We start from the raw sequence: 18226 nt of genomic DNA, 5'->3' as shown, positions 1-18226 counted from the left end.
AGTAAAATCGACAATTGGACCTATAACAGCGAACAAGATACATGGACATGCACGGCTGGGCAAACGCTCCATTTCCGGAGAGGGAGTAAGGAGAAAACAGAAAGTGGGTATGAAATCGAATACCGACATTACCGAAGCTCCGGCTGCGAGGGTTGTCCGTTAAAGCCGCAGTGTACACAAGCCCAGGGTGATCGTGAGATCAAAGTTAGTATGAAGTATTTGCGGTTAAAGAGCCAGGCAAGGCAAAAACTCCGCAGTGAAGAAGGTTATGCCTTGGCCGTAAGGCGCATGATCGAGCCGGAACCTGTGTTTGGCGATATGAAGAACAACCGAGGCTTTAAAAGGTTTCTGCTTCGAGGCTTACAAAAAGTAAGTCTGGAGGTCGGCTGGCTTTCCCTTGCCCACAATTTGCTTAAGAAAGCCGCCGTAGACTCCAAAAAAGAAGGAGCTAAGCGAAAACAGCCCGCTTAGCTCCTTCTTTTTTTACAAATATCATCCTATTTTGTTGGAGAGGGTGTTCCAAAGTTTACTTTTGGGACAGCCTCTTTCGGGTTGCAAAGAGAAGAGAATCCAGGAGCGGTGCGAACCTCGGTCCGCGGCTTAGTTATTTGCTTGAATCATCTGCCGCAATACGGTTTGCAGGATGCCGCCGTTATGGTAGTAGTCTACATCCACCATGCTGTCCAGCCGCGCGGTGACCGGGAATTCGAACTGCGTGCCGTCTTGGCGCGTAGCGATCACGGTGAGTTGCTGGCCCGGCTTCACTTCATTGCTGAGGCCGACGATATCGAACACTTCCGTTCCGTCGATGCCAAGCGTCTTCCAGCCGTGGCCTTCCTGGAACTGCAGCGGCAGCACGCCCATGCCGACCAGGTTGCTGCGGTGAATCCGCTCGAAGCTTTCGGCGATGACGGCTTTGACGCCGAGCAGGTAGGTGCCTTTGGCCGCCCAGTCGCGGGAACTGCCGGTGCCGTATTCTTTGCCGGCGATCACGACCAGGTTCTGCCCGTCCGCCTGATAGTTCATCGAAGCGTCATAGATGGACATGACGCTATCCGAAGGCAGATGCTTCGTCACGCCGCCTTCCGTTCCCGGAGCCACCTGGTTGCGGATCCGGATGTTCGCGAACGTGCCGCGCATCATGACTTCATGATTCCCCCGGCGGGAGCCGTAGGAGTTGAAGTCCTTGCGGGCGACACCGCGGTCGCTCAGGTAGATGCCGGCCGGGCTGGTCGGCGAGATGTTGCCTGCCGGCGAGATGTGGTCCGTCGTGACGGAATCGCCGAGCAGGGCAAGCACGCGCGCACTGCGGATATCGGCGATATCCTGCAGGCCGTCTCCGAGCTTCTCAAAGAATGGCGGATTCTGAATGTACGTTGATTTCCCGTCCCATTCGTACAGTTCGCCTTCCGGTACCGGAATGGCGTTCCAGCGCTCGTTCTGCGTAAATACGTTCTTGTATTTGGCGCGGAACATTTCCGGACTGACGGACAGGCCGATCGCTTCCTTGATTTCCGCGGAAGAAGGCCAGATGTCCTTCAGGTATACCGGCTGATCGTTCTGGTCATAGCCCAGCGGATCGTTCTGCAGGTCGATATTGACCGTACCGGCCAGGGCGTAGGCCACAACGAGCGGCGGCGAAGCGAGATAGTTCGCTTTGACCTGCGCATGAACGCGGCCTTCAAAGTTGCGGTTCCCGGACAGGACGGCCGCCACGGTCATATCGTTTTCGGCGATCGCCGCGCCGACTTCGTCCGGCAGTGGGCCGGAGTTACCGATACAGGTGGCGCAGCCGTAGCCGGCCACGTGGAACCCGAGCGCTTCCAGCGGCTCGATGAGCCCGGCCTTCGCCAGGTACTCGGTGACGACCAGGGAGCCTGGCGTCAAGCTGCTCTTGACGTAGCCCGGCTTCTTGAGGCCGCGTTCCACGGCTTTTTTCGCCAGCAGGCCGGCTCCCAGCATCACGCTCGGGTTCGAGGTGTTCGTGCAGCTCGTGATCGCCGCTATGACAACGGCCCCCGTCGACAGCACGCTGGTCTCGCCGCTCGGATGCTTGACGGGAACTTTCTGCGCGATTTTCTCGTCGCTCAATCCGTATCCGCCCTTGTCCACCGGCGTGCGAATGATGCTGTTGAAGCTGTCCTTCATCTCGGTCAGCTCGATCCGGTCCTGCGGCCGCTTCGGTCCGGCCAAGCTCGGTACGACGGAGGCCAGATCCAGCTCGATGAGGTCGGTGAATTCCGGATCCTCGGTTTCGCTCGTACGGAACATGCCTTGGGCTTTATAGTAAGCTTCAACCAGCGCGATTTGCTCTTCGGAGCGTCCCGTGCTGCGCAGGTAAGCCAGCGTCTCCTGATCGACAGGGAAATAACCGATCGTCGCGCCGTATTCCGGCGCCATGTTGGCTACCGTCGCACGGTCAGCCAGGCTGATGTTGGCCAGACCCGGTCCGTAGAACTCGACGAATTTGCCGACGACGCCCTTTTTACGCAGCATTTGCGTAACGGTAAGAGCGAGGTCGGTCGCCGTAGCGCCTTCCGTCAGGCTGCCGGTCAACTTGAAGCCGATGACTTCCGGCGTGACGAAATACAGCGGCTGCCCCAGCATGCCGGCTTCGGCTTCGATGCCCCCGACGCCCCAGCCAACGACGCCGAGGCCGTTGATCATGGTCGTGTGGGAGTCCGTTCCGACGAGAGAATCCGGGAAGACGACTGTTTCGCCGTCAACCGTTTTGGTCGCCGCCACGGAAGCGAGATACTCCAGGTTAACCTGGTGCACGATCCCGGTTGCCGGCGGCACGGCGCGGAAGTTGTTGAAGGCGGTTTGCGCCCAGCGCAAAAACCGGTAACGTTCCTCATTGCGTTCAAATTCGACGTTCATATTGTATTCCAGCGCTTCCGGCGTTCCGAAGGCATCGACCATAACCGAGTGGTCGATAACCAGGTCCACGGGAACGAGCGGGTTGATCTGCTTCGGATCCCCGCCGGCTTTCTTCACGGTATCGCGCATGGCGGCGAGATCGACAACGACCGGAACTCCGGTGAAGTCCTGCAGGACGATGCGGGCGGGAATGAAAGGAATTTCCTTGTTCTCATCCCTGCCCTCGCTCCAGCCGGCGATCTGCTTAACATGCTCTTCCGTGATGGCTCTTCCGTCAAACTGACGGACGGCTGCTTCGAGCAGCACTTTAATGGAAAACGGCAGTTTACTGATTTTCCCCAGTCCTTGCTGCTCCAGCGCTTGCAGGTCATAGTAACGGTAGCTCTTGCCACCGACCTCAAGCGTCCGGCTGCTGGAGAAAAAATCGTTCTTTGACATGGATGAACCTCCTTGTTTCACTAGATGAAACACTATTTCAAAAACCTCTTATATTAAGTATACTGTCCTCCCGGCGGTGAGTAAAGAACTTTTTGTTGCCATTCGAGCCGCTTGTTTGGCGTTGCGGCGCGCCTGAATAGGCTTTCAGCACATACTCGGCCCCGGGGGGTCATATACTTCTCGTAATGGGAATTCAAGGGTAACAGGATGAAGGACGAGGGAGTTTGTGCTTGAAAGCAATAGATCGAGGAGGAGACCGGACCATGGCGGAGGATTGGAAAAAAACGTTGTCCCTATATGTCAATCAGAGCAACCAGGATGTGGTGGATTACCGGGTGCGGGCGGACAACACCTTGATTACGGACCTGGATTATTTGCTTCGCCGCGGGGAGCAAAAGCGCAAGCTGGATGAATGGTACCGGGAGCGCGGAGCCGTCCCGCTCAGGTGCGAAACCCGGGCCAGGCTGCTTCGGGAAATCGAGCGGCGCGAGGGAGAGATGGAAGTGGAATTGCTCCTGGCCCGCAAAATGGATTACGAAAAAGGCGGGGCCCGCCACCAGGAGGAGCGGATTGTCAAGCAGCGCCTAACCCTACAGCGCGAAGGGGAAGGCTGGAGCATAACACGGGTCATTCAACCCGTGCCCGAACGGAGCGCACCAACGGTTCTTCCCGGCGAGGAGAACTCCCGTCAGCAGGGTGGCGCAGGCCGTTCGCCAAGACCGTTTTTAAACCGGGAAGTCCTTGGCGGCGGGGGGCTGCGAAGCAATCCTTACCGGCGTGAAGACGCGGTTTTGTATGCGGACCGGTGGTGGGACAGCTTTAACCCCGAATTTGCCGCATTCGAAGTGGATTGCACCAACTATATCTCCCAGTGCCTCTTTGCAGGCGGAGCCCCGATAAACTATACTGGAAAAAGAGAATCGGGCTGGTGGTACAAGGGATATCTTGGGGGCCGGGAAGCCTGGAGCTACAGTTGGTCAGTAGCGAATGCCCTGGAACGTTATTTGGCGAACAGCGACACCGGACTTCGTGCGGAGCTCGTAAGCAGGCCGGAGCAGCTTCAGCTTGGCGATGTGATCATCTACGATTGGGACGGCAACGGGGCTTATCAGCACAGCACCATCGTCACCGCCTTTGATGCGGGAGGAATGCCGCTGGTGAACGCCCATACCGTGCCGAGCAAGCACAGGTACTGGGATTACCGGGATTCCTACGCCTGGACCGAGAATACCGTTTATCGTTTTTTCCATATTGCCGACAGGTTCTGACCATACTAAGGGGTGAGGTAAACGACCCTTACCTAATATTCGAAAAGAGGTTGCACATGGGACAGGAAAAATTGACCGTAGGGCTGATTTACGGCGGAAAATCGGGAGAGCATGAGGTTTCGCTGCAAACGGCGTTTGCGGTTTCCAAAGCGTTTGATTACGCGAAATACGAATTGCTTCCTTTTTATATTACAAAGCGGGGCGAGTGGAGGGTCGGCGGTAAGCTGAACGCTCCTTTTACCGCGCTCGAAGAGTTGAAGCTTGAACAGGCTACCGGGAGTACGGCGGAAGCGATCAATTTATTGTTTAACGGTCTGGCCACGGGCAAGCCGGCGATCGACGTCGCTTTTCCGCTGCTGCACGGGACGAACGGGGAAGACGGTACGATTCAGGGGTTGTTCGAAATGGCGAACCTGCCGTATGTCGGCGCCGGCGTGCTGGCCTCGGCGGCGGGGATGGACAAAGTCATCATGAAGAAGCTGTTCGCCAAGGCGGGCCTGGAGCAGTGTAAGTACTGCTATTTTACCGCTTCCGAATGGGAGCGCAGCAGTCATGTCCTCCTGCAGGGCATGGAAGAGAAACTGGGATACCCGTGCTTCATCAAGCCGGCAAATCTCGGGTCCAGCGTAGGGATCTCCAAGGCAAGATCGCGGGAAGAGCTGATGGGGGCCATTGCGAACGCCTTCCGTTATGACGTGAAAGTGATCGTCGAAGAGTTCGTGGATGCCCGCGAGGTGGAGGTCGGCGTGCTCGGCAATGACGAGCCGCTCGCTTCCGTACCGGGCGAAATCGTCTCCTCGGGCGAATACTACGATTACCAGGCGAAGTATCTGGACGGCAAATCGCAGATGCTGATTCCCGCCCCATTGGATACGGAGATTGCGGAACTCGTCCGCGATCTCGCGGTCAAGGCGTTCAAGGCGATCGCCGGTAACGGGCTGTGCCGGGCGGATTTCTTCCTGAGAAAGTCCGACAATAAGCTTTTGATCAATGAAGTGAATACGATGCCCGGGTTTACCCCGTTCAGCATGTATCCGCTGCTTTGGCGCGAAACCGGCGTATCCTATGAAGCGCTGCTTGACCGCTTGATCGGGCTTGCGCTGGAGCGGTACGAATCGCGGCAAAGCCTCGACTTCGAGAACGGGGTCGTATAGGCGGAAGAAAAATCACCACGTCAGACTCCAAGACGAAAGGATGAAGAGACGATGGGTTTTCAAACGGAATTTAACTCGGTATGCAAGTTTAAGAGCGAGCAGGAGTTATACGAACTGCTGGAATATGGCCGGGGCAAAATGCTGAAGCAAGGTCTGCGCGTATTTCCGACCGGGCAAAAGGTGATTGCCTACGCCCCCGACAACAAGGCGGTGGCGATCGTCAAGATTACGGCCTGCGTGGCCGAGATCAATTTCAACGGGGAAGAGGTTACGTCGGTGGAGCTGCAGCTCATCCGGCCGCTGACCGAGGAAGAGTCCGCCGTGCAAACGGCGCTGGCTTACGAAATGTTTTTCGGGGAAGCCGGAGCGAAGTGATCGTACGGTTCGGTTATGTCGCGATGTCCACGGTCGTAGCGAATGCTTCTCCCTCCAAGACGATGACGTTCAAAACGTTCAGCAATCTGACGGACCGTGAGGCCGCCGTGCGCAGGCTGGAGTCGATTGCCGCGGAGAATCTGCACAATACGCTGCGGCTTCTTCGTCATAACGTGGCCCACGATATCAAGGTCTACCGCTTCTCCTCCAAGCTTATTCCGCTGGCGACCCACGAGGCTCTTGCGGATTGGGACCCTTTTCGGGCTTTGGGGAAATCCTTTGCCGAGGTTGGGGATTTCGTAAAAAAGCACGGCATACGCGCCTCTTTTCACCCCGATCATTTCACGGTGTTCAGCACCCCCCGGCCGGAAGTGCTGGCAAGCTCGCTCCGCGATATGGAGTACCACGTCGGCATGCTGGAGGCGATGGGTCTGGACGGGCGGGCGAAGAACAATATTCACGTCGGGGGCGCTTACGGGGACAAGCTGTCCGCGGGTGAACGGTTCAAAGAGAATGCGGCGGCTCTGCCGGACCGGATGAAGGAAAGGCTGACGCTCGAAAACGACGACAAGACTTTCAACGCCCGGGAGACGCTTGAAATAGCGGAAGCTCTGAATTTGCCGATGGTTCTGGATATTCACCACCAGTGGGTGAACAACGAGGGGGAAGACCCAGCGGAGCTGTGGCCGCGAATCAAGCAGTCCTGGACAAGCTCTTACGCGCAGGCAGGCTCGCCCGCGGACGATCCGCTGCCGCCGAAGATTCATGCCTCCAGCCCCAAGAGCGCGAACGATCCGCGGGGACACGCGGACCATGTGATTGCCGGGCCGCTGCTTGATTTCCTGCGCAGGATCGCCAGAGGGACGGACCGCGTCGACGTGATGCTCGAAGCAAAGCTCAAGGATGGGGCTCTGTTCGCTCTCATGGAGGATCTGGCCCGTCATGAAGGCGACGGGGTGGAAATTCTGGATGGAGCCAGCGTACGGATCAGGCCGTAAGTCTTTGGCTTGCGGCCTTGAAATTGTCGGGGAAATAAGGTAAGTTGAACACAAAGAAGCCGGTCGTATTTTGATGAGGAGGTCTTTCATTCATGGGAGAATTATTGGCAGGAAAAAATATCGTCGTCATGGGCGTGGCCAATGACCGCAGTATTGCCTGGGCGATCGCCCAGAGCCTGGCGGAGCAGGGAGCTCGCCTCGCTTTTACATACGAGAGCGAACGCGTGGAAGGACGGGTGCGCAAGCTGGCGGAAAGTATACCGAATTCGCTCATCCTTCCCTGCAACGTGACGGTCGACGAAGATATCGATAAACTCGCGGATGCGCTGCGGACGGAATTTGGCGTACTGCACGGTTTGGTTCACAGCATTGCGTTCGCCAAAGCGGAAGATTTGGCGGGCGAGTTTCAGGATACTTCGCGCGAAGGGTTCGCCCTCGCCAACGATATCAGCGTCTATTCGCTGGTCGCCGTGTCGAAGCGCTTGTCTCCGCTCATGACCGAAGGCGGGAGCATTATGACGATGACCTATATGGGTGCGGAGCGCGTCATGCGCAACTATAATGTCATGGGCGTCGCAAAGGCGGCTTTGGAATCCTCCGTCCGCTATTTGGCCAACGACCTGGGCCCCCGCAATATTCGGGTCAATGCGATTTCCGCGGGGCCGATCCGCACGCTGGCGGCGAAAGGCATCAGCGATTTCAACTCAATTTTGAAACAGGTGGAAGAGAAGGCGCCGCTGCGCAAAACGACGGATGTGGCAGAGGTGGGCGATACCGCCATGTTCCTGGTCAGCCACTTGTCCCGCGGTATAACCGGTGAAGTGATTTATGTCGACGGCGGGTATAATATCGTAGGGGCTTAACTGAGACTTTGAAGACAAGAAGTTCGTTTCCGGGCGGCTGAGGCCAGCCATGCCGGGGCGGACTTTTTATATAATGGAAGCCGCTTCGGACAGGTTGCCCTTTTGTGAAGGGAAGGTCTAAAAAGGCGCAACTTTGCCACCTTGCCGGCGTATGATTTTAAAAAGGGAAATTTTAGAAGATTCATAGAGAAGTTGCACCGGTTTATAGATTATTGAAGAAAGTAGTGTGAAACCATTGGAATCCAAACCTAGTATTCCTTATGTTGTAGGCAGCAAAAGTCCGATGGCGGTGGCGATCAATTGCGCCGCGAAAGCGGGGGAATGGATCAAAAGCCGGGTCGGCATGGTCAAGGATCTGAGCACGAAGTGTTCTCCGCAGGATTTGGTCACCGATGTGGACAAGGGCGCGGAGACGATGATCCGCAAGCTGATCCTGACCCATTTCCCGGATCATGACATTTTGGGGGAAGAAGGCGTGGCCCCCGGAGCGGAAGCTTCGGCAGCCGCAGTGGCGGAAGCGAAGCAATCCGAGTACTTATGGATTATCGATCCTGTGGACGGTACGACCAACTTCGTGCACGGATTTCCGTTTTTTTGCGTATCCATCGCGTTGGCTTATAAGGGGGATGTCATCATCGGGGTGATTTACGACCCTATGCGGGATGAGATGTTCGTAGCGGAAAAGGGCAAGGGCGCTTATATGCACGGAAATCCGACGCGGGTCTCGGAGGAGGCGCTCCTGGCGGACAGCGTGATTGCGATCGGCTTTAATCCGGACCGCGAGGTGGCCGCTCCTATCAATCTGAAGGGCATCACCGCTTTGGCCGACAGGGCCCGGAGCCTGCGGGCCGGCGGTTCGGCCGCGCTTCATCTGGCTTATGTCGCGGCCGGCCGGCTCAGCGGCTATTACGAAGTAAACCTCAACGCCTGGGATACGGCGGCCGGCGCGCTGCTCGTCGTGGAGTCGGGAGGAATAGTGACGGATACCGCGGGCAACCCTTATGACATTGGAGTCCGCAATCTGATCGCCAGCAACGGTAAAATTCAGCAGCAGCTGCTTGATGTCGTTTCGGCTGCGGGGGCAACGGGATTGTAGAAGAACCCCGGTTCCCATACTCTATACTCTATTTTCCGGAAGGAGTGTCATCTGATGAGCGATAACAAAGAACTGGAAAGAGAGCTTAGCGAGATGCTGACGGAACAGGAAATCGGGAGCGAGGAAGAACGCAAAAGGGAAGAGCGGAGAAGGTTGTCGCCCAGATACGAGATTCGCGTCCAGACGAATTTAGACCCGATTGTGGAGGAAACGCGAAAGTACCGGAGTATGGCCAAGGAAGTAGACGGGCGATATGACGAATATATGAGGAAAGTGGAGCAAGCGGATAAGGAGCAGGGGGAGAAGTAGATCCGCCTGAATTGGATATCCGCCGAAGGAACACCCCGATTTGATTCGGGGTGTTTTCTTTAACCTTGGATCAATTAACGGGAATTCCTCCCGTTAATTAGGTCCCTATACGGCTGGGGAGAGAGTTACCTGGAAAACCTCCCGCTAATTCGCCTGAAATTGCCGATATCGGCGGGTGGGCCGTAAAATAGATGGAGCTTTTCCAGCTAATTTGGATCCTAGGGCCAAGAAGGGCAATTTTAGCGGGAGGTTTTCCCGTTAAACATTTCACGCTCTAGCCTGACAAGCAAGTAAACAGGGTCCGCAGTTATCTGCAACTTCCGAATGTCCGTCAACCGGACGGCTTGACGGCTACAATCCGGAGCCTCACATAATCCGCATACCAGGAGCCGTCCCGGTAAAGCTGCTCTTCGGCTAAATCGGCGACTTTCTGAAAGATTTCCTTCTTCTCCGCTTGCCCGAAGCCGGACAAGAAAGGGCCGGCCGCAAACCCGTCCAGCCAATGGAACAGGCCTTCCCGGTTTTCGCCGAGCAAGGTGGGGCGGTCAAAATGCGCCGCAAAGGTGACGCGGAAGCCGGCTTCTTCCAACAAAGCGCTGTACTCGCCGAGGCTGGGGAAGTACCAGGGGTTCAGCGGGCCGACATCCAAGCCGTAATCGCTTCGCAGCACCTCCGCCAGGCATTGGACAATCGCCAGGACATTGCCCTTGCCGCCGAATTCGGCCACGAAGCGGCCGCCGGGTTTGAGCGCGTTCCGGACGGAATCGGCAACCGCCCCGGCGTCCTTCATCCAGTGCAGAGCCGCATTGGAGAACACGGCGTCCACCGGTTCGGGGAGCCGAAAGCTTTCGGCGTCTCCGACCCGGAAGTCGAGGCCGGGATATTTTTGCCGCGCCTGCTCGATCATCGGCGCCGACAAATCCATGCCGCTCACATCGGCTCCCGCATCGGCGATTTGCTGCGTCAGGTCCCCCGTTCCGCACCCCAGGTCCAGAATTCGCTCCCCTTTTTGGGGATGCAACAGCTCGACGACGCCCTTCCCATACGCCGAGACAAAACCTAACTTGTCATCATACATGCCCGGCTGCCAAACTTGATTTCCGCTCATTCTTTTATCCCCCTGTCGGATAGGTTGTTGGGTTTATTATGCAGCATGCGGCTCAATTGTGGAAATATATAATACATATTGTGTTTATAGGTTATTCCTATTAAACGAAGAGTTCCGATCCAACTCCGTATAATCGCACATAAGCTCATTAGACATGGACATTTGGCGAAGATGGCTGTTCCGCTAAGCTGGATGAGAGGAAGCGGCCTTGAGGCGTCCGTCGATCTATGACGCGGAAAGCGGCGGTTCGCGAAGGACCGCGGGCAAGCGCGCGGCAAGACGCGTTATTAGGCGCGCTATCTATCGCACGATCATGCGAATTATACAGAAAGAGAGGACGGAGCATGCCGAAAATCGCGGACAGATATTTGCACATTGATCCATGGAAGGTTGTGGAGGAAGGTTTTGACCGGGGTCGGAACCGGGTGTCCGAATCTATTTTTTCACTGGGAAACGAATATATGGGGGTCAGGGGATATCCGGAGGAAGGATACGGCGGGGACTCCCTGCTGGGCAGCTATTTTAACGGACTGTTCGAGGAGAGCCCGGTCACGGCCCATTACAAAGGGATTATCAAATCGCTGCGTTTTATGGTGAACGCGGTGGATTGGCTGCATACGCGGATTGAGCTGGACGGGGAACCGCTGGATTTGGCGGAGAGCCGGTTTAGCGGGTTTCGCAGAGAATTGGATTTCCGAACCGGGATTTATACCCGGGAATTCGTCTGGCATCTGGCCGGGGGAAAAGATTTGAAGCTCTCCTTCGAGCGACTGGTCAGCATGAAGGTAAGCTATCTCGGCTGCCAGCGGATCACGTTTGAGCCGCTAAACTTTTCCGGTACGGTGAACGTACGGACGGGGCTGGATTTTGCCGTGATCCATGAGGACCGTCAGCACAGCTATTGGGAAACGCTAAAGCAGGGGGAAGAAGGCGGGATCGTGGGGATGCTCGGGCAAACGGCAAATACCGGCAACCGTCTGTTCTCCGCATTTCGCATCGAGGCACCGGATGCGCTGGAGAACAGGCCGGCCCGGGGGGGCCGGTTTATCGGCCGGGATCTGGCGCTGAAGCTTACGCAAGGCGCGCGGACGGTGCTGGACAAACTCGTCGTCAATGTCGCCGAAAAAGACCGCTCCATCACGGACGATGCGCTTTGGCAAACGGGAATGGACCAGGCGGTACGGTACACGCGGGACGGGTATGACACGGCGGCCGCCGGGCAGCGGGCGTACTGGGCCCGGGTATGGGCGGATTCGGATATCGCGATCGAAGGGGACCCGGAGAATCAGCAGGGCATCCGCTTTTGTATTTTTCAGCTATATCAGACTTACCACGGGGACAATCCCGGGTTCAACATCGGAGCGAAAGGCCTGACCGGGGAGGCCTACCGGGGGCTGGCTTTTTGGGATACGGAATCATACTGCCTGCCGTTTTATATTTTCAATAACCCGAAGGCGGCCAAAAGCTTGCTCGAATTCCGCTACAAAACGCTCCCCGAGGCGCTGGAACGGGCGAAGGAGCTGGACTGCGAAGGGGCGTTTTATCCGATCGCCACGATCGACGGCACCGAGAGCTGCGACCTGTGGCAGCATTCCAACCTGCAGTTGCATGTCGGCACGGCGGTGGCGTACGGGCTGCGCCATTACGTGAGCATGACGGGAGACAGGGCGTTTTTGTTTGAAAAAGGTGCGGAAATGCTGATTCAAATCAGCCGATTTTACGCCACGCGGGGGCAGTGGGGGCAAAAGACCAGGCAATTCGGTTACTTCGGCGTCATGGGCCCGGATGAGTTCCAACTGATGGTCAACAACAATTGCTACATCAATTTCATGGCCCAAAAACTGTTCGAATACACGCTGGAGGTGCTGGACGATCTGCAAAGTGTGTCTCCGGCGGCTTACGGCGAGCTGGCGGCCCGGCTTGGCTTGACGGCGGAAGAGAGGGACGACTGGCGGAGCAAAGCCCGGCATATGAAAATCCCCCGGGATGAGCGGACGGGGATCTACGAGGAGCATGACGGTTTTTTCGATCTGCCGCATCTTGATATCCAGGCCATCCCGGTCACGGAGTTTCCGCTGTATTCGCATTGGTCGTACGACCGGCTGTACCGGTACGACATGATCAAGCAGCCGGACGTGCTGATGTTTATGTTCTTGTACAGCGGCGAGTTTACGGCGGAGGAAAAGCGGGCGAACTATGACTACTACGAACCGCGCTGCATTCACGAGTCGTCGCTTTCGCCGTCGATCCATTCGATTTTGGCGGAGGAAATCGGGCGTTCGGAGGAAGCGTACAAGTTTTTTGAATTCGCCACCCGCCTTGATCTGGACAATTACAACCGCAACACGCGGGAGGGTCTGCACACGACCTCGATCGCCGCAGCCTGGATGAACATCGTCTACGGGTTCGGCGGGATGCGCTCGGACGGGGAGCGGCTCGTACTGAATCCGGGCATTCCGGAACGATGGGACAGCTACCGGTTCCGCATCACGTACCAGGGGGCAAAGGTGTTCGTCGAGGTGGATCAGGAGCAGGTTTCCATCCGGGCGGCGTCCGGCGGTGAGGTGGAAATGACGGTCTACGGGGAGATTTGCCGCGTTGATGAAGCGGGCATCCGGGTGCCGCTGCGGAAGGCGGCCGTGCGATGAGCTGGATCATAAAGGAAAGCGGATTCGACCGAGACCGGATCACGTCGAACGGCAACAAGTTCATGATCGGCAATGGGGTTTTGGGATATCGCGGAACGCTCGAGGAGTTCGGCAAACACGAGCTGACGGCGACGATCGTCGCCGGGCTGTACGACAAGGTCGGGGACAAGTGGCGCGAGCCGGTGAATGCGCCGAACGGGCTGGCGATGTCGCTGTATTGGGACGGGACGCCGCTCAGCGTGCTGAGCAATCGCGCGACCGAAGTCGGCGACTCCGACCCTGAACGGCTCGAACACGAGCAGTCGCTGGATCTCCGCCATGCGGTTCACCGGCGGCGGACGGTGTACCGCACAGCGGGGGAAGCGCAGGTGACGGTCACCTCCGAGCGGTTTTGCAGCGCGGCCCGGCCGCATCTGATCGTAAACCGGATTTCCGTGGAGAGCAGCCGGAACGGCGAACTTACGATCGTCACGGGCATCGACGGCGACGTCTGGGACATCAACGGCCCGCATTTGGAGCGCCTGGAAAACGGGGGCGATGAGGATCGGGCCGGGGACGTGCTGACGCTCACCGGATGGACACATGAATTGAATGTGCCGGTTTCCGTGGCCGAAGCGGTGGACGGCGGGTTCGGGGAGCGGCAGCTTCTTCGCGGGGCAACTTCGATCCAGCGCAAAATCCGCTTAAACTGCCGCGCCGGGACTACCTATGCCTGGTCGAAATACGTATCCGTGTTTACCGGCTTGGACGAGGCTGACGATCCGCGTTTGGCGGCGGCCGAGTCCAGCCGGGAAGCGCGCGGGCTGGGTTACGACCGGCTGCTGCGCGAGCATGCCGAGCGGTGGGAGCGTAAGTGGGGGGCGACGGACATCGTGATCGAGGGCGACGACGAAGCCCAGCTGGCGCTCCGCTACAGCATGTATCACCTGCACATCATCGCGCCGGACCGCTCGGAGAAAGTGTCGATTCCGGCCCGCGGGTTGTCCGGCCAGGTTTATAAAGGAGCGGTGTTCTGGGATACGGAAATGTTCATGCTGCCGTTCTTCCTGTACACCCGGCCGGAGGTGGCGCGGAACCTGATGATGTACCGGGTGCATACGCTGAACGGGGCGCGGCGCAAAGCGGCGGAGTACGGCTACGAAGGCGCGTTTTATGCCTGGGAAAGCCAGGAGACCGGGGATGACGCCTGCACGCTGTTCAACGTGAATGACGTGTTTACCGGCCGTCCGATGCGCACCTATTTCCGCGACAAGCAGGTGCATATCAGCGCGGATGTAGCGTACGGCATCTGGCAGTACTACGCGTTTACCGGAGACGAAAGCATTCTGCTGGACGGGGGAGCCGAAGCGGTGTGGGATTGCGCAGTGTTTTTTTACTCGTACGGTTATTACAATCCGCGAAAAAAGCGCTATGAAATCCTCGACGTCACCGGGCCCGACGAGTACCATGAGCGGGTGAACAACAACGCGTTCACGAACCGGATGGTCAAAGCGTGCCTCCGCATCGCGCTTGATGCGCTCGATCTGCTGAGAGACCGCGAACCGCATCGGCATGAGGCGCTGCTTGCGGGCAGCTCCGTCCGGCCGGAACAGATCCGCGACATGCATGACCGTTTGTATGTGCCGGAGCCGGATGCCGGAAGCGGGCTGATCGAGCAGTTCGACGGGTATTATGCGTTGGGGGACGTTTCCTTAGCGGAGCTAAAATCGAGGATGCTGAATCCGCACGAATATCTGGGGGGCGGGAACGGCCTGGCGACGACGACGCAAATATTAAAGCAGGCCGACGTGGTGCTGATGCTGCATTTGTTCAAGGACAGCTTCGACCCGGCCGTCAAAAAAGCCAACTGGGCGTATTACGAACCGCGCACCGAGCACGGGTCGAGTTTAAGCTCGTGCATTTATGCGCTGGTGGCGGCCGATATCGGTTCGCCGGATTGGGCGTATCCGTATTTTATGCGGACGGCGACGATCGACTTGACCGGCGAATCCAAGCAATACGTCGGAGACCTGTATATCGGCGGCACCCATCCGGCCGCGAACGGAGGGGCCTGGATGGCCGCCGTGCTGGGCTTCGCGGGGCTGCGATACGACGGCGGCAAGGCTACGCTGAAGCCGGCTCTGCCTTCCTCCTGGCGGGCTGTGGAGTTCCCGGTCCGCCTCCGCCAAGGCGCGTATCGGATTCGCGTCGAACGGGAAGCGCTCGTGATTTCGGCGGAAGCGGGTAATCCGGAGCCGCTGCCGATTGCGGCGGGCGGACGGGAGTTTGCCGTGGCACCGGGCCAAGAAATCCATGTGTCAACGATATAATCAAAGGGAGAATGGAATCATGCTGGAAACGATGAAAGGCGCGATTTTCGACCTCGACGGCGTGATCGTCGACACGGCCAAATACCACTATTTGGCCTGGCGTTCGCTGGCGCGCCGGCTCGGCTTCGAGTTTACCGAAGCCGATAATGAACGGTTGAAAGGCGTCAGCCGCATGGAGTCGCTCTGCATCCTGCTTGAGGTGGGCGGCGTGGAAGCGACGGAGGAAGAGCGCGAGGAGATGGCCGCGGTCAAAAACCGCGAATACGTCGACTATATATCGAAGCTGGAGCCGTCGGAAATATTGCCGGGGGCCAAGGATTATCTGCTGCAGCTGCGCAGCCGGGGCGTGAAGATTGCCCTGGGCTCGGCGAGCAAAAACGCAGAGTTCATTTTGTCCAGGCTCGGCATCGCGGAGCTGTTCGACGCGGTGATCGACGGCACCAAGGTGTCCCAGGCGAAGCCGGATCCCGAGGTGTTCCTTGCCGCCAGCGCGGCGCTTGGCCTGCCGCCGTCCGAGTGCGTCGTGTTCGAGGACGCGGAGGCGGGCGTGCAGGCGGGCAAAGCCGCCGATTGCCGCGTTGTCGGCATCGGCAGCCCGCACATCCTGGCAGGGGCCGACCTTATCGTCAGTGGCTTACATGAGCTGGTGCAAAAATAACGGATGAACTGGAAAAGTTCCCCGATCTGGCATTTCGGATCGGGGAACTTTTTTCTATAACGTGAAGTTACGAATATAGCTATAGCGTCCAGCTCCTCACGCCGCTCCTTAAGTCGGCAAATAAGCCCCAAGCCTCCCGCAAAATGATGCTGGCAAAACGCCGGAAATGCCCTACACTAAGAGAAACGGTAGCGCAAATCTTAGGAACCGCCACAATTTCCGTAGAAACGCGCATACCTGGTGGGTTTTCAATCTTGATATAGTTAAAGTGACCGGAGGTGCAACGCAGGTGAATGCAGGATTTAAAAACCCGATGACGCAGATCAGTTTGAAGCAGCAGATGATCCTGGTTTTTCTGGTGCTGGTCGTCCCTCTGTTCATATTGAACTCCTATGGCAACTACCGGGCGGATCAAATTTTAAAACGCAATGTTTCCAATGCCTACATAGAGCTGAACAAACAAAATTTCACACTGATCAGCCGGGACATCGAATCGATCAACAAGGTGACATCGACCGTGTTTCAGCATCCGCTGGTGCAGCAGTTGAATCCGGCCGAGGACGAGAGCATGCTCGAACGGGTCAAAAATTACGAACGGCTGGAAAATCTGCTGAGCAGCTACTCCGAGGAGAGCAATCAGCAGGCGCCGCTCTATTATTCGCTATTCGTGCATGACCCGTCGAATTCGTACTCCTTTGCCCCGTACTACCCGGAGTCCAGGAAAGCGGGAAGTTATTTTTTTCTCGAAGAGGAGAAACCGGAATGGTTTGATGAAGCCGTCGCCAAGAAGGGGAACGGCTATTTGCGGTTAATCGAGCATTTGTCGCCGCCGACCCGGGGACAGAAGAATCAGCATACGCTGGCCTACGTCCGGGCGATCAACAACATAACCAAGGGAGGTACGATCGGCGTACTGGTCGTTTCGAACGTGGACGCGCGTATCGGAGAGTCCCTGCAGACGGTTTCCATCCCCGAAGGCGAGCTTTATTTCACGGATTGGAACAACCGGATACTGACGTCGTCGACCGTTTCGGAAGCGGGCCGGGTTCTGGAGCTGCCGGCGGATGCGGAGGCGGATGCGGAAGATTCGATGATCGGAGCAAAAGACGTTATTACCGATGATTTTATTTATGTCATAAATTATAATGCGGTGCGTCAGCAGAAGCTGATCTATAAAGTTCCGCTCAAGGCGCTGCTTCAGCAGCAAAACGAAATCAAGCGGATCATCCTGCTGATTTCCCTCGTTTATTTTGCGGCGGGGCTGATGATGATTCTGTATTTCTGGCGCGCTTTGATGACGCCGTTGCAAAAATTGGTCTATTTCGTCAGAAGATACGAACCGGGCAAGGTGGTGCCGGAAACTCCGAAGTGGCGCCGCAACGACGAGGTTAGCGTGCTCGTATCGTCCATTTATGAAATGGCGCGCCGGCTGAACGGGCTGGTGCATTACAAATACCAAATGGATGTCAAGCAGAAGGAAGCCCAGTTGCAAATTCTGTACCAGCAGATCAATCCGCATTTGCTTTACAACACGCTGGAAAGTATTTATTGGAAAAGCACGATGGAGGGCAACACGGCCTCCGCGGAAATGATCAAGGAGCTGTCCAAGCTGATGAAAATCAGCCTGAGCCGGGGACGGGAGCTGATCACGCTCGGGGAAGAGCTGGAGCACGCCGCCGCCTATATCAAGCTGCAGGAGCACCGGTACGAATACGGCTTCCGGGTAACCTGGGACGTTCCGGCGGTGCTGTACGCGTGCGCGATTCCGAAAATTACGCTCCAGCCGTTAATTGAGAACGCTATCATTCATGGCGTGAAAAATATGGGCGCGGATGGCGAAATCGCCATCCGCGCCAGAGAACACACGGGCCGGGTGGAGATCGCCATCGAGGACAACGGTTATAAGGCGGTGGATTTCGCGGCCATCGACAGGCTGCTGAACGACGAAAGCCCAAGCCCGTCCGTAGGATACGGCATCCGCAACATTCATCAGCGGATCCGTCTGCATTTCGGACCCGAATATGGCCTGAGTTACGCCGCGCGTCCGGAGGGCGGAACGGCCGTGACGGTGACGCTGCCGGGCATATCGGAGCATTCTGAGAAAAACGAAGTGGGGGAATAG

Annotated in this window: 14 protein-coding genes; 12 read left to right on the top strand and 2 right to left on the bottom strand. The window is 57.2% G+C overall.

Going from position 1 to position 18226, the window contains the following annotated elements; genetic code table 11:
* A partial coding sequence (locus tag V4U88_RS26065) for a transposase (RefSeq protein WP_334075811.1) occupies positions 1–471 on the top strand: 471 nt, incomplete at its 5' end.
* Between the two features lie 129 nt (positions 472–600).
* On the opposite strand, the gene acnA is transcribed toward V4U88_RS26065, so the two are convergent.
* Positions 601–3318 carry an aconitate hydratase AcnA gene (acnA, locus tag V4U88_RS26060; protein WP_334076110.1) on the bottom strand — a complete coding sequence of 906 codons (2718 nt, stop codon included), beginning with the start codon at positions 3316–3318 and terminating at the stop codon, positions 601–603.
* A gap of 263 nt (positions 3319–3581) precedes the next feature.
* On the opposite strand from acnA, the gene V4U88_RS26055 reads away from it, so the two are divergent.
* The 7 genes from V4U88_RS26055 to V4U88_RS26025 all read left to right on the top strand — a co-directional run bounded on the left by V4U88_RS26055 (position 3582) and on the right by V4U88_RS26025 (position 9381).
* Entirely contained in the window at positions 3582–4586 is a 1005-nt protein-coding gene (locus V4U88_RS26055; protein ID WP_334076109.1) for an amidase domain-containing protein, read from the top strand.
* 56 nt (positions 4587–4642) lie between these two features.
* The gene (locus tag V4U88_RS26050) at positions 4643–5740 is read left to right on the top strand and encodes a D-alanine--D-alanine ligase (protein ID WP_334076108.1); all 1098 of its coding nucleotides are present in this window, start codon (positions 4643–4645) and stop codon (positions 5738–5740) included.
* 51 nt (positions 5741–5791) lie between these two features.
* Positions 5792–6115 (top strand): hypothetical protein, encoded by a 324-nt coding sequence (locus V4U88_RS26045; RefSeq protein ID WP_334076107.1) that lies wholly within the window; start codon positions 5792–5794, stop codon positions 6113–6115.
* Positions 6112–7113: a UV DNA damage repair endonuclease UvsE gene (uvsE, locus tag V4U88_RS26040; RefSeq protein ID WP_334076106.1), complete on the top strand. Its 1002-nt coding sequence runs from the start codon at positions 6112–6114 to the stop codon at positions 7111–7113. Before V4U88_RS26045 ends, uvsE begins: the two co-directional genes overlap by 4 nt.
* 92 nt (positions 7114–7205) lie before the next feature.
* Positions 7206–7976 carry an enoyl-ACP reductase FabI gene (gene fabI / locus V4U88_RS26035; RefSeq protein ID WP_334076105.1) on the top strand — a complete coding sequence of 257 codons (771 nt, stop codon included), beginning with the start codon at positions 7206–7208 and terminating at the stop codon, positions 7974–7976.
* 235 nt (positions 7977–8211) lie between these two features.
* On the top strand, positions 8212–9072 hold the full coding sequence (locus tag V4U88_RS26030; protein WP_416367305.1) for an inositol monophosphatase family protein: 861 nt from the start codon (positions 8212–8214) through the stop codon (positions 9070–9072).
* 54 nt (positions 9073–9126) lie between these two features.
* Positions 9127–9381, top strand: coding sequence for a hypothetical protein (locus V4U88_RS26025; RefSeq protein WP_334076104.1), 255 nt, complete (start codon positions 9127–9129; stop codon positions 9379–9381).
* Between the two features lie 331 nt (positions 9382–9712).
* Here the strand turns inward: V4U88_RS26025 and V4U88_RS26020 are convergent, their stop codons facing one another.
* Positions 9713–10489, bottom strand: coding sequence for a class I SAM-dependent methyltransferase (locus V4U88_RS26020; RefSeq protein WP_334076103.1), 777 nt, complete (start codon positions 10487–10489; stop codon positions 9713–9715).
* 344 nt (positions 10490–10833) lie between these two features.
* Between V4U88_RS26020 and V4U88_RS26015 the strand changes: the two genes are divergently transcribed.
* The 4 genes from V4U88_RS26015 to V4U88_RS26000 all read left to right on the top strand — a co-directional run bounded on the left by V4U88_RS26015 (position 10834) and on the right by V4U88_RS26000 (position 18226).
* Positions 10834–13137 (top strand): glycoside hydrolase family 65 protein, encoded by a 2304-nt coding sequence (locus V4U88_RS26015; RefSeq protein ID WP_334076102.1) that lies wholly within the window; start codon positions 10834–10836, stop codon positions 13135–13137.
* A complete protein-coding gene (locus V4U88_RS26010) occupies positions 13134–15446 on the top strand; it encodes a glycoside hydrolase family 65 protein (protein WP_334076101.1) in 2313 nt (770 codons plus the stop codon). The genes V4U88_RS26015 and V4U88_RS26010 overlap by 4 nt, the downstream gene beginning before the upstream one ends.
* A gap of 19 nt (positions 15447–15465) precedes the next feature.
* Positions 15466–16104 carry a beta-phosphoglucomutase gene (gene pgmB, locus V4U88_RS26005; protein ID WP_334076112.1) on the top strand — a complete coding sequence of 213 codons (639 nt, stop codon included), beginning with the start codon at positions 15466–15468 and terminating at the stop codon, positions 16102–16104.
* A 289-nt stretch (positions 16105–16393) separates the two neighbouring features.
* Complete coding sequence (locus V4U88_RS26000; RefSeq protein ID WP_334076100.1) at positions 16394–18226, top strand: sensor histidine kinase; 1833 nt, start codon at positions 16394–16396, stop codon at positions 18224–18226.

It is taken from the genome of Paenibacillus sp. A14 (assembly GCF_036864815.1).
GTDB lineage: Bacteria > Bacillota > Bacilli > Paenibacillales > Paenibacillaceae > Fontibacillus > Fontibacillus sanfengchensis.
Note: the sequence above shows the minus strand (reverse complement) of the source record. Positions and strands in the feature narration are given on the sequence as shown.

Bases quoted from the DNA above. Each gene is read 5' to 3' on its own strand.
- acnA (WP_334076110.1), bottom strand. From the start codon at position 3,318: ATGTCAAAGAACGATTTTTTCTCCAGCAGCCGGACGCTTGAGGTCGGT.
- V4U88_RS26055 (WP_334076109.1), top strand. From the start codon at position 3,582: ATGGCGGAGGATTGGAAAAAAACGTTGTCCCTATATGTCAATCAGAGC.
- V4U88_RS26050 (WP_334076108.1), top strand. From the start codon at position 4,643: ATGGGACAGGAAAAATTGACCGTAGGGCTGATTTACGGCGGAAAATCG.
- V4U88_RS26045 (WP_334076107.1), top strand. From the start codon at position 5,792: ATGGGTTTTCAAACGGAATTTAACTCGGTATGCAAGTTTAAGAGCGAG.
- fabI (WP_334076105.1), top strand. From the start codon at position 7,206: ATGGGAGAATTATTGGCAGGAAAAAATATCGTCGTCATGGGCGTGGCC.
- V4U88_RS26025 (WP_334076104.1), top strand. From the start codon at position 9,127: ATGAGCGATAACAAAGAACTGGAAAGAGAGCTTAGCGAGATGCTGACG.
- V4U88_RS26020 (WP_334076103.1), bottom strand. From the start codon at position 10,489: ATGAGCGGAAATCAAGTTTGGCAGCCGGGCATGTATGATGACAAGTTA.
- V4U88_RS26015 (WP_334076102.1), top strand. From the start codon at position 10,834: ATGCCGAAAATCGCGGACAGATATTTGCACATTGATCCATGGAAGGTT.
- V4U88_RS26010 (WP_334076101.1), top strand. From the start codon at position 13,134: ATGAGCTGGATCATAAAGGAAAGCGGATTCGACCGAGACCGGATCACG.
- pgmB (WP_334076112.1), top strand. From the start codon at position 15,466: ATGCTGGAAACGATGAAAGGCGCGATTTTCGACCTCGACGGCGTGATC.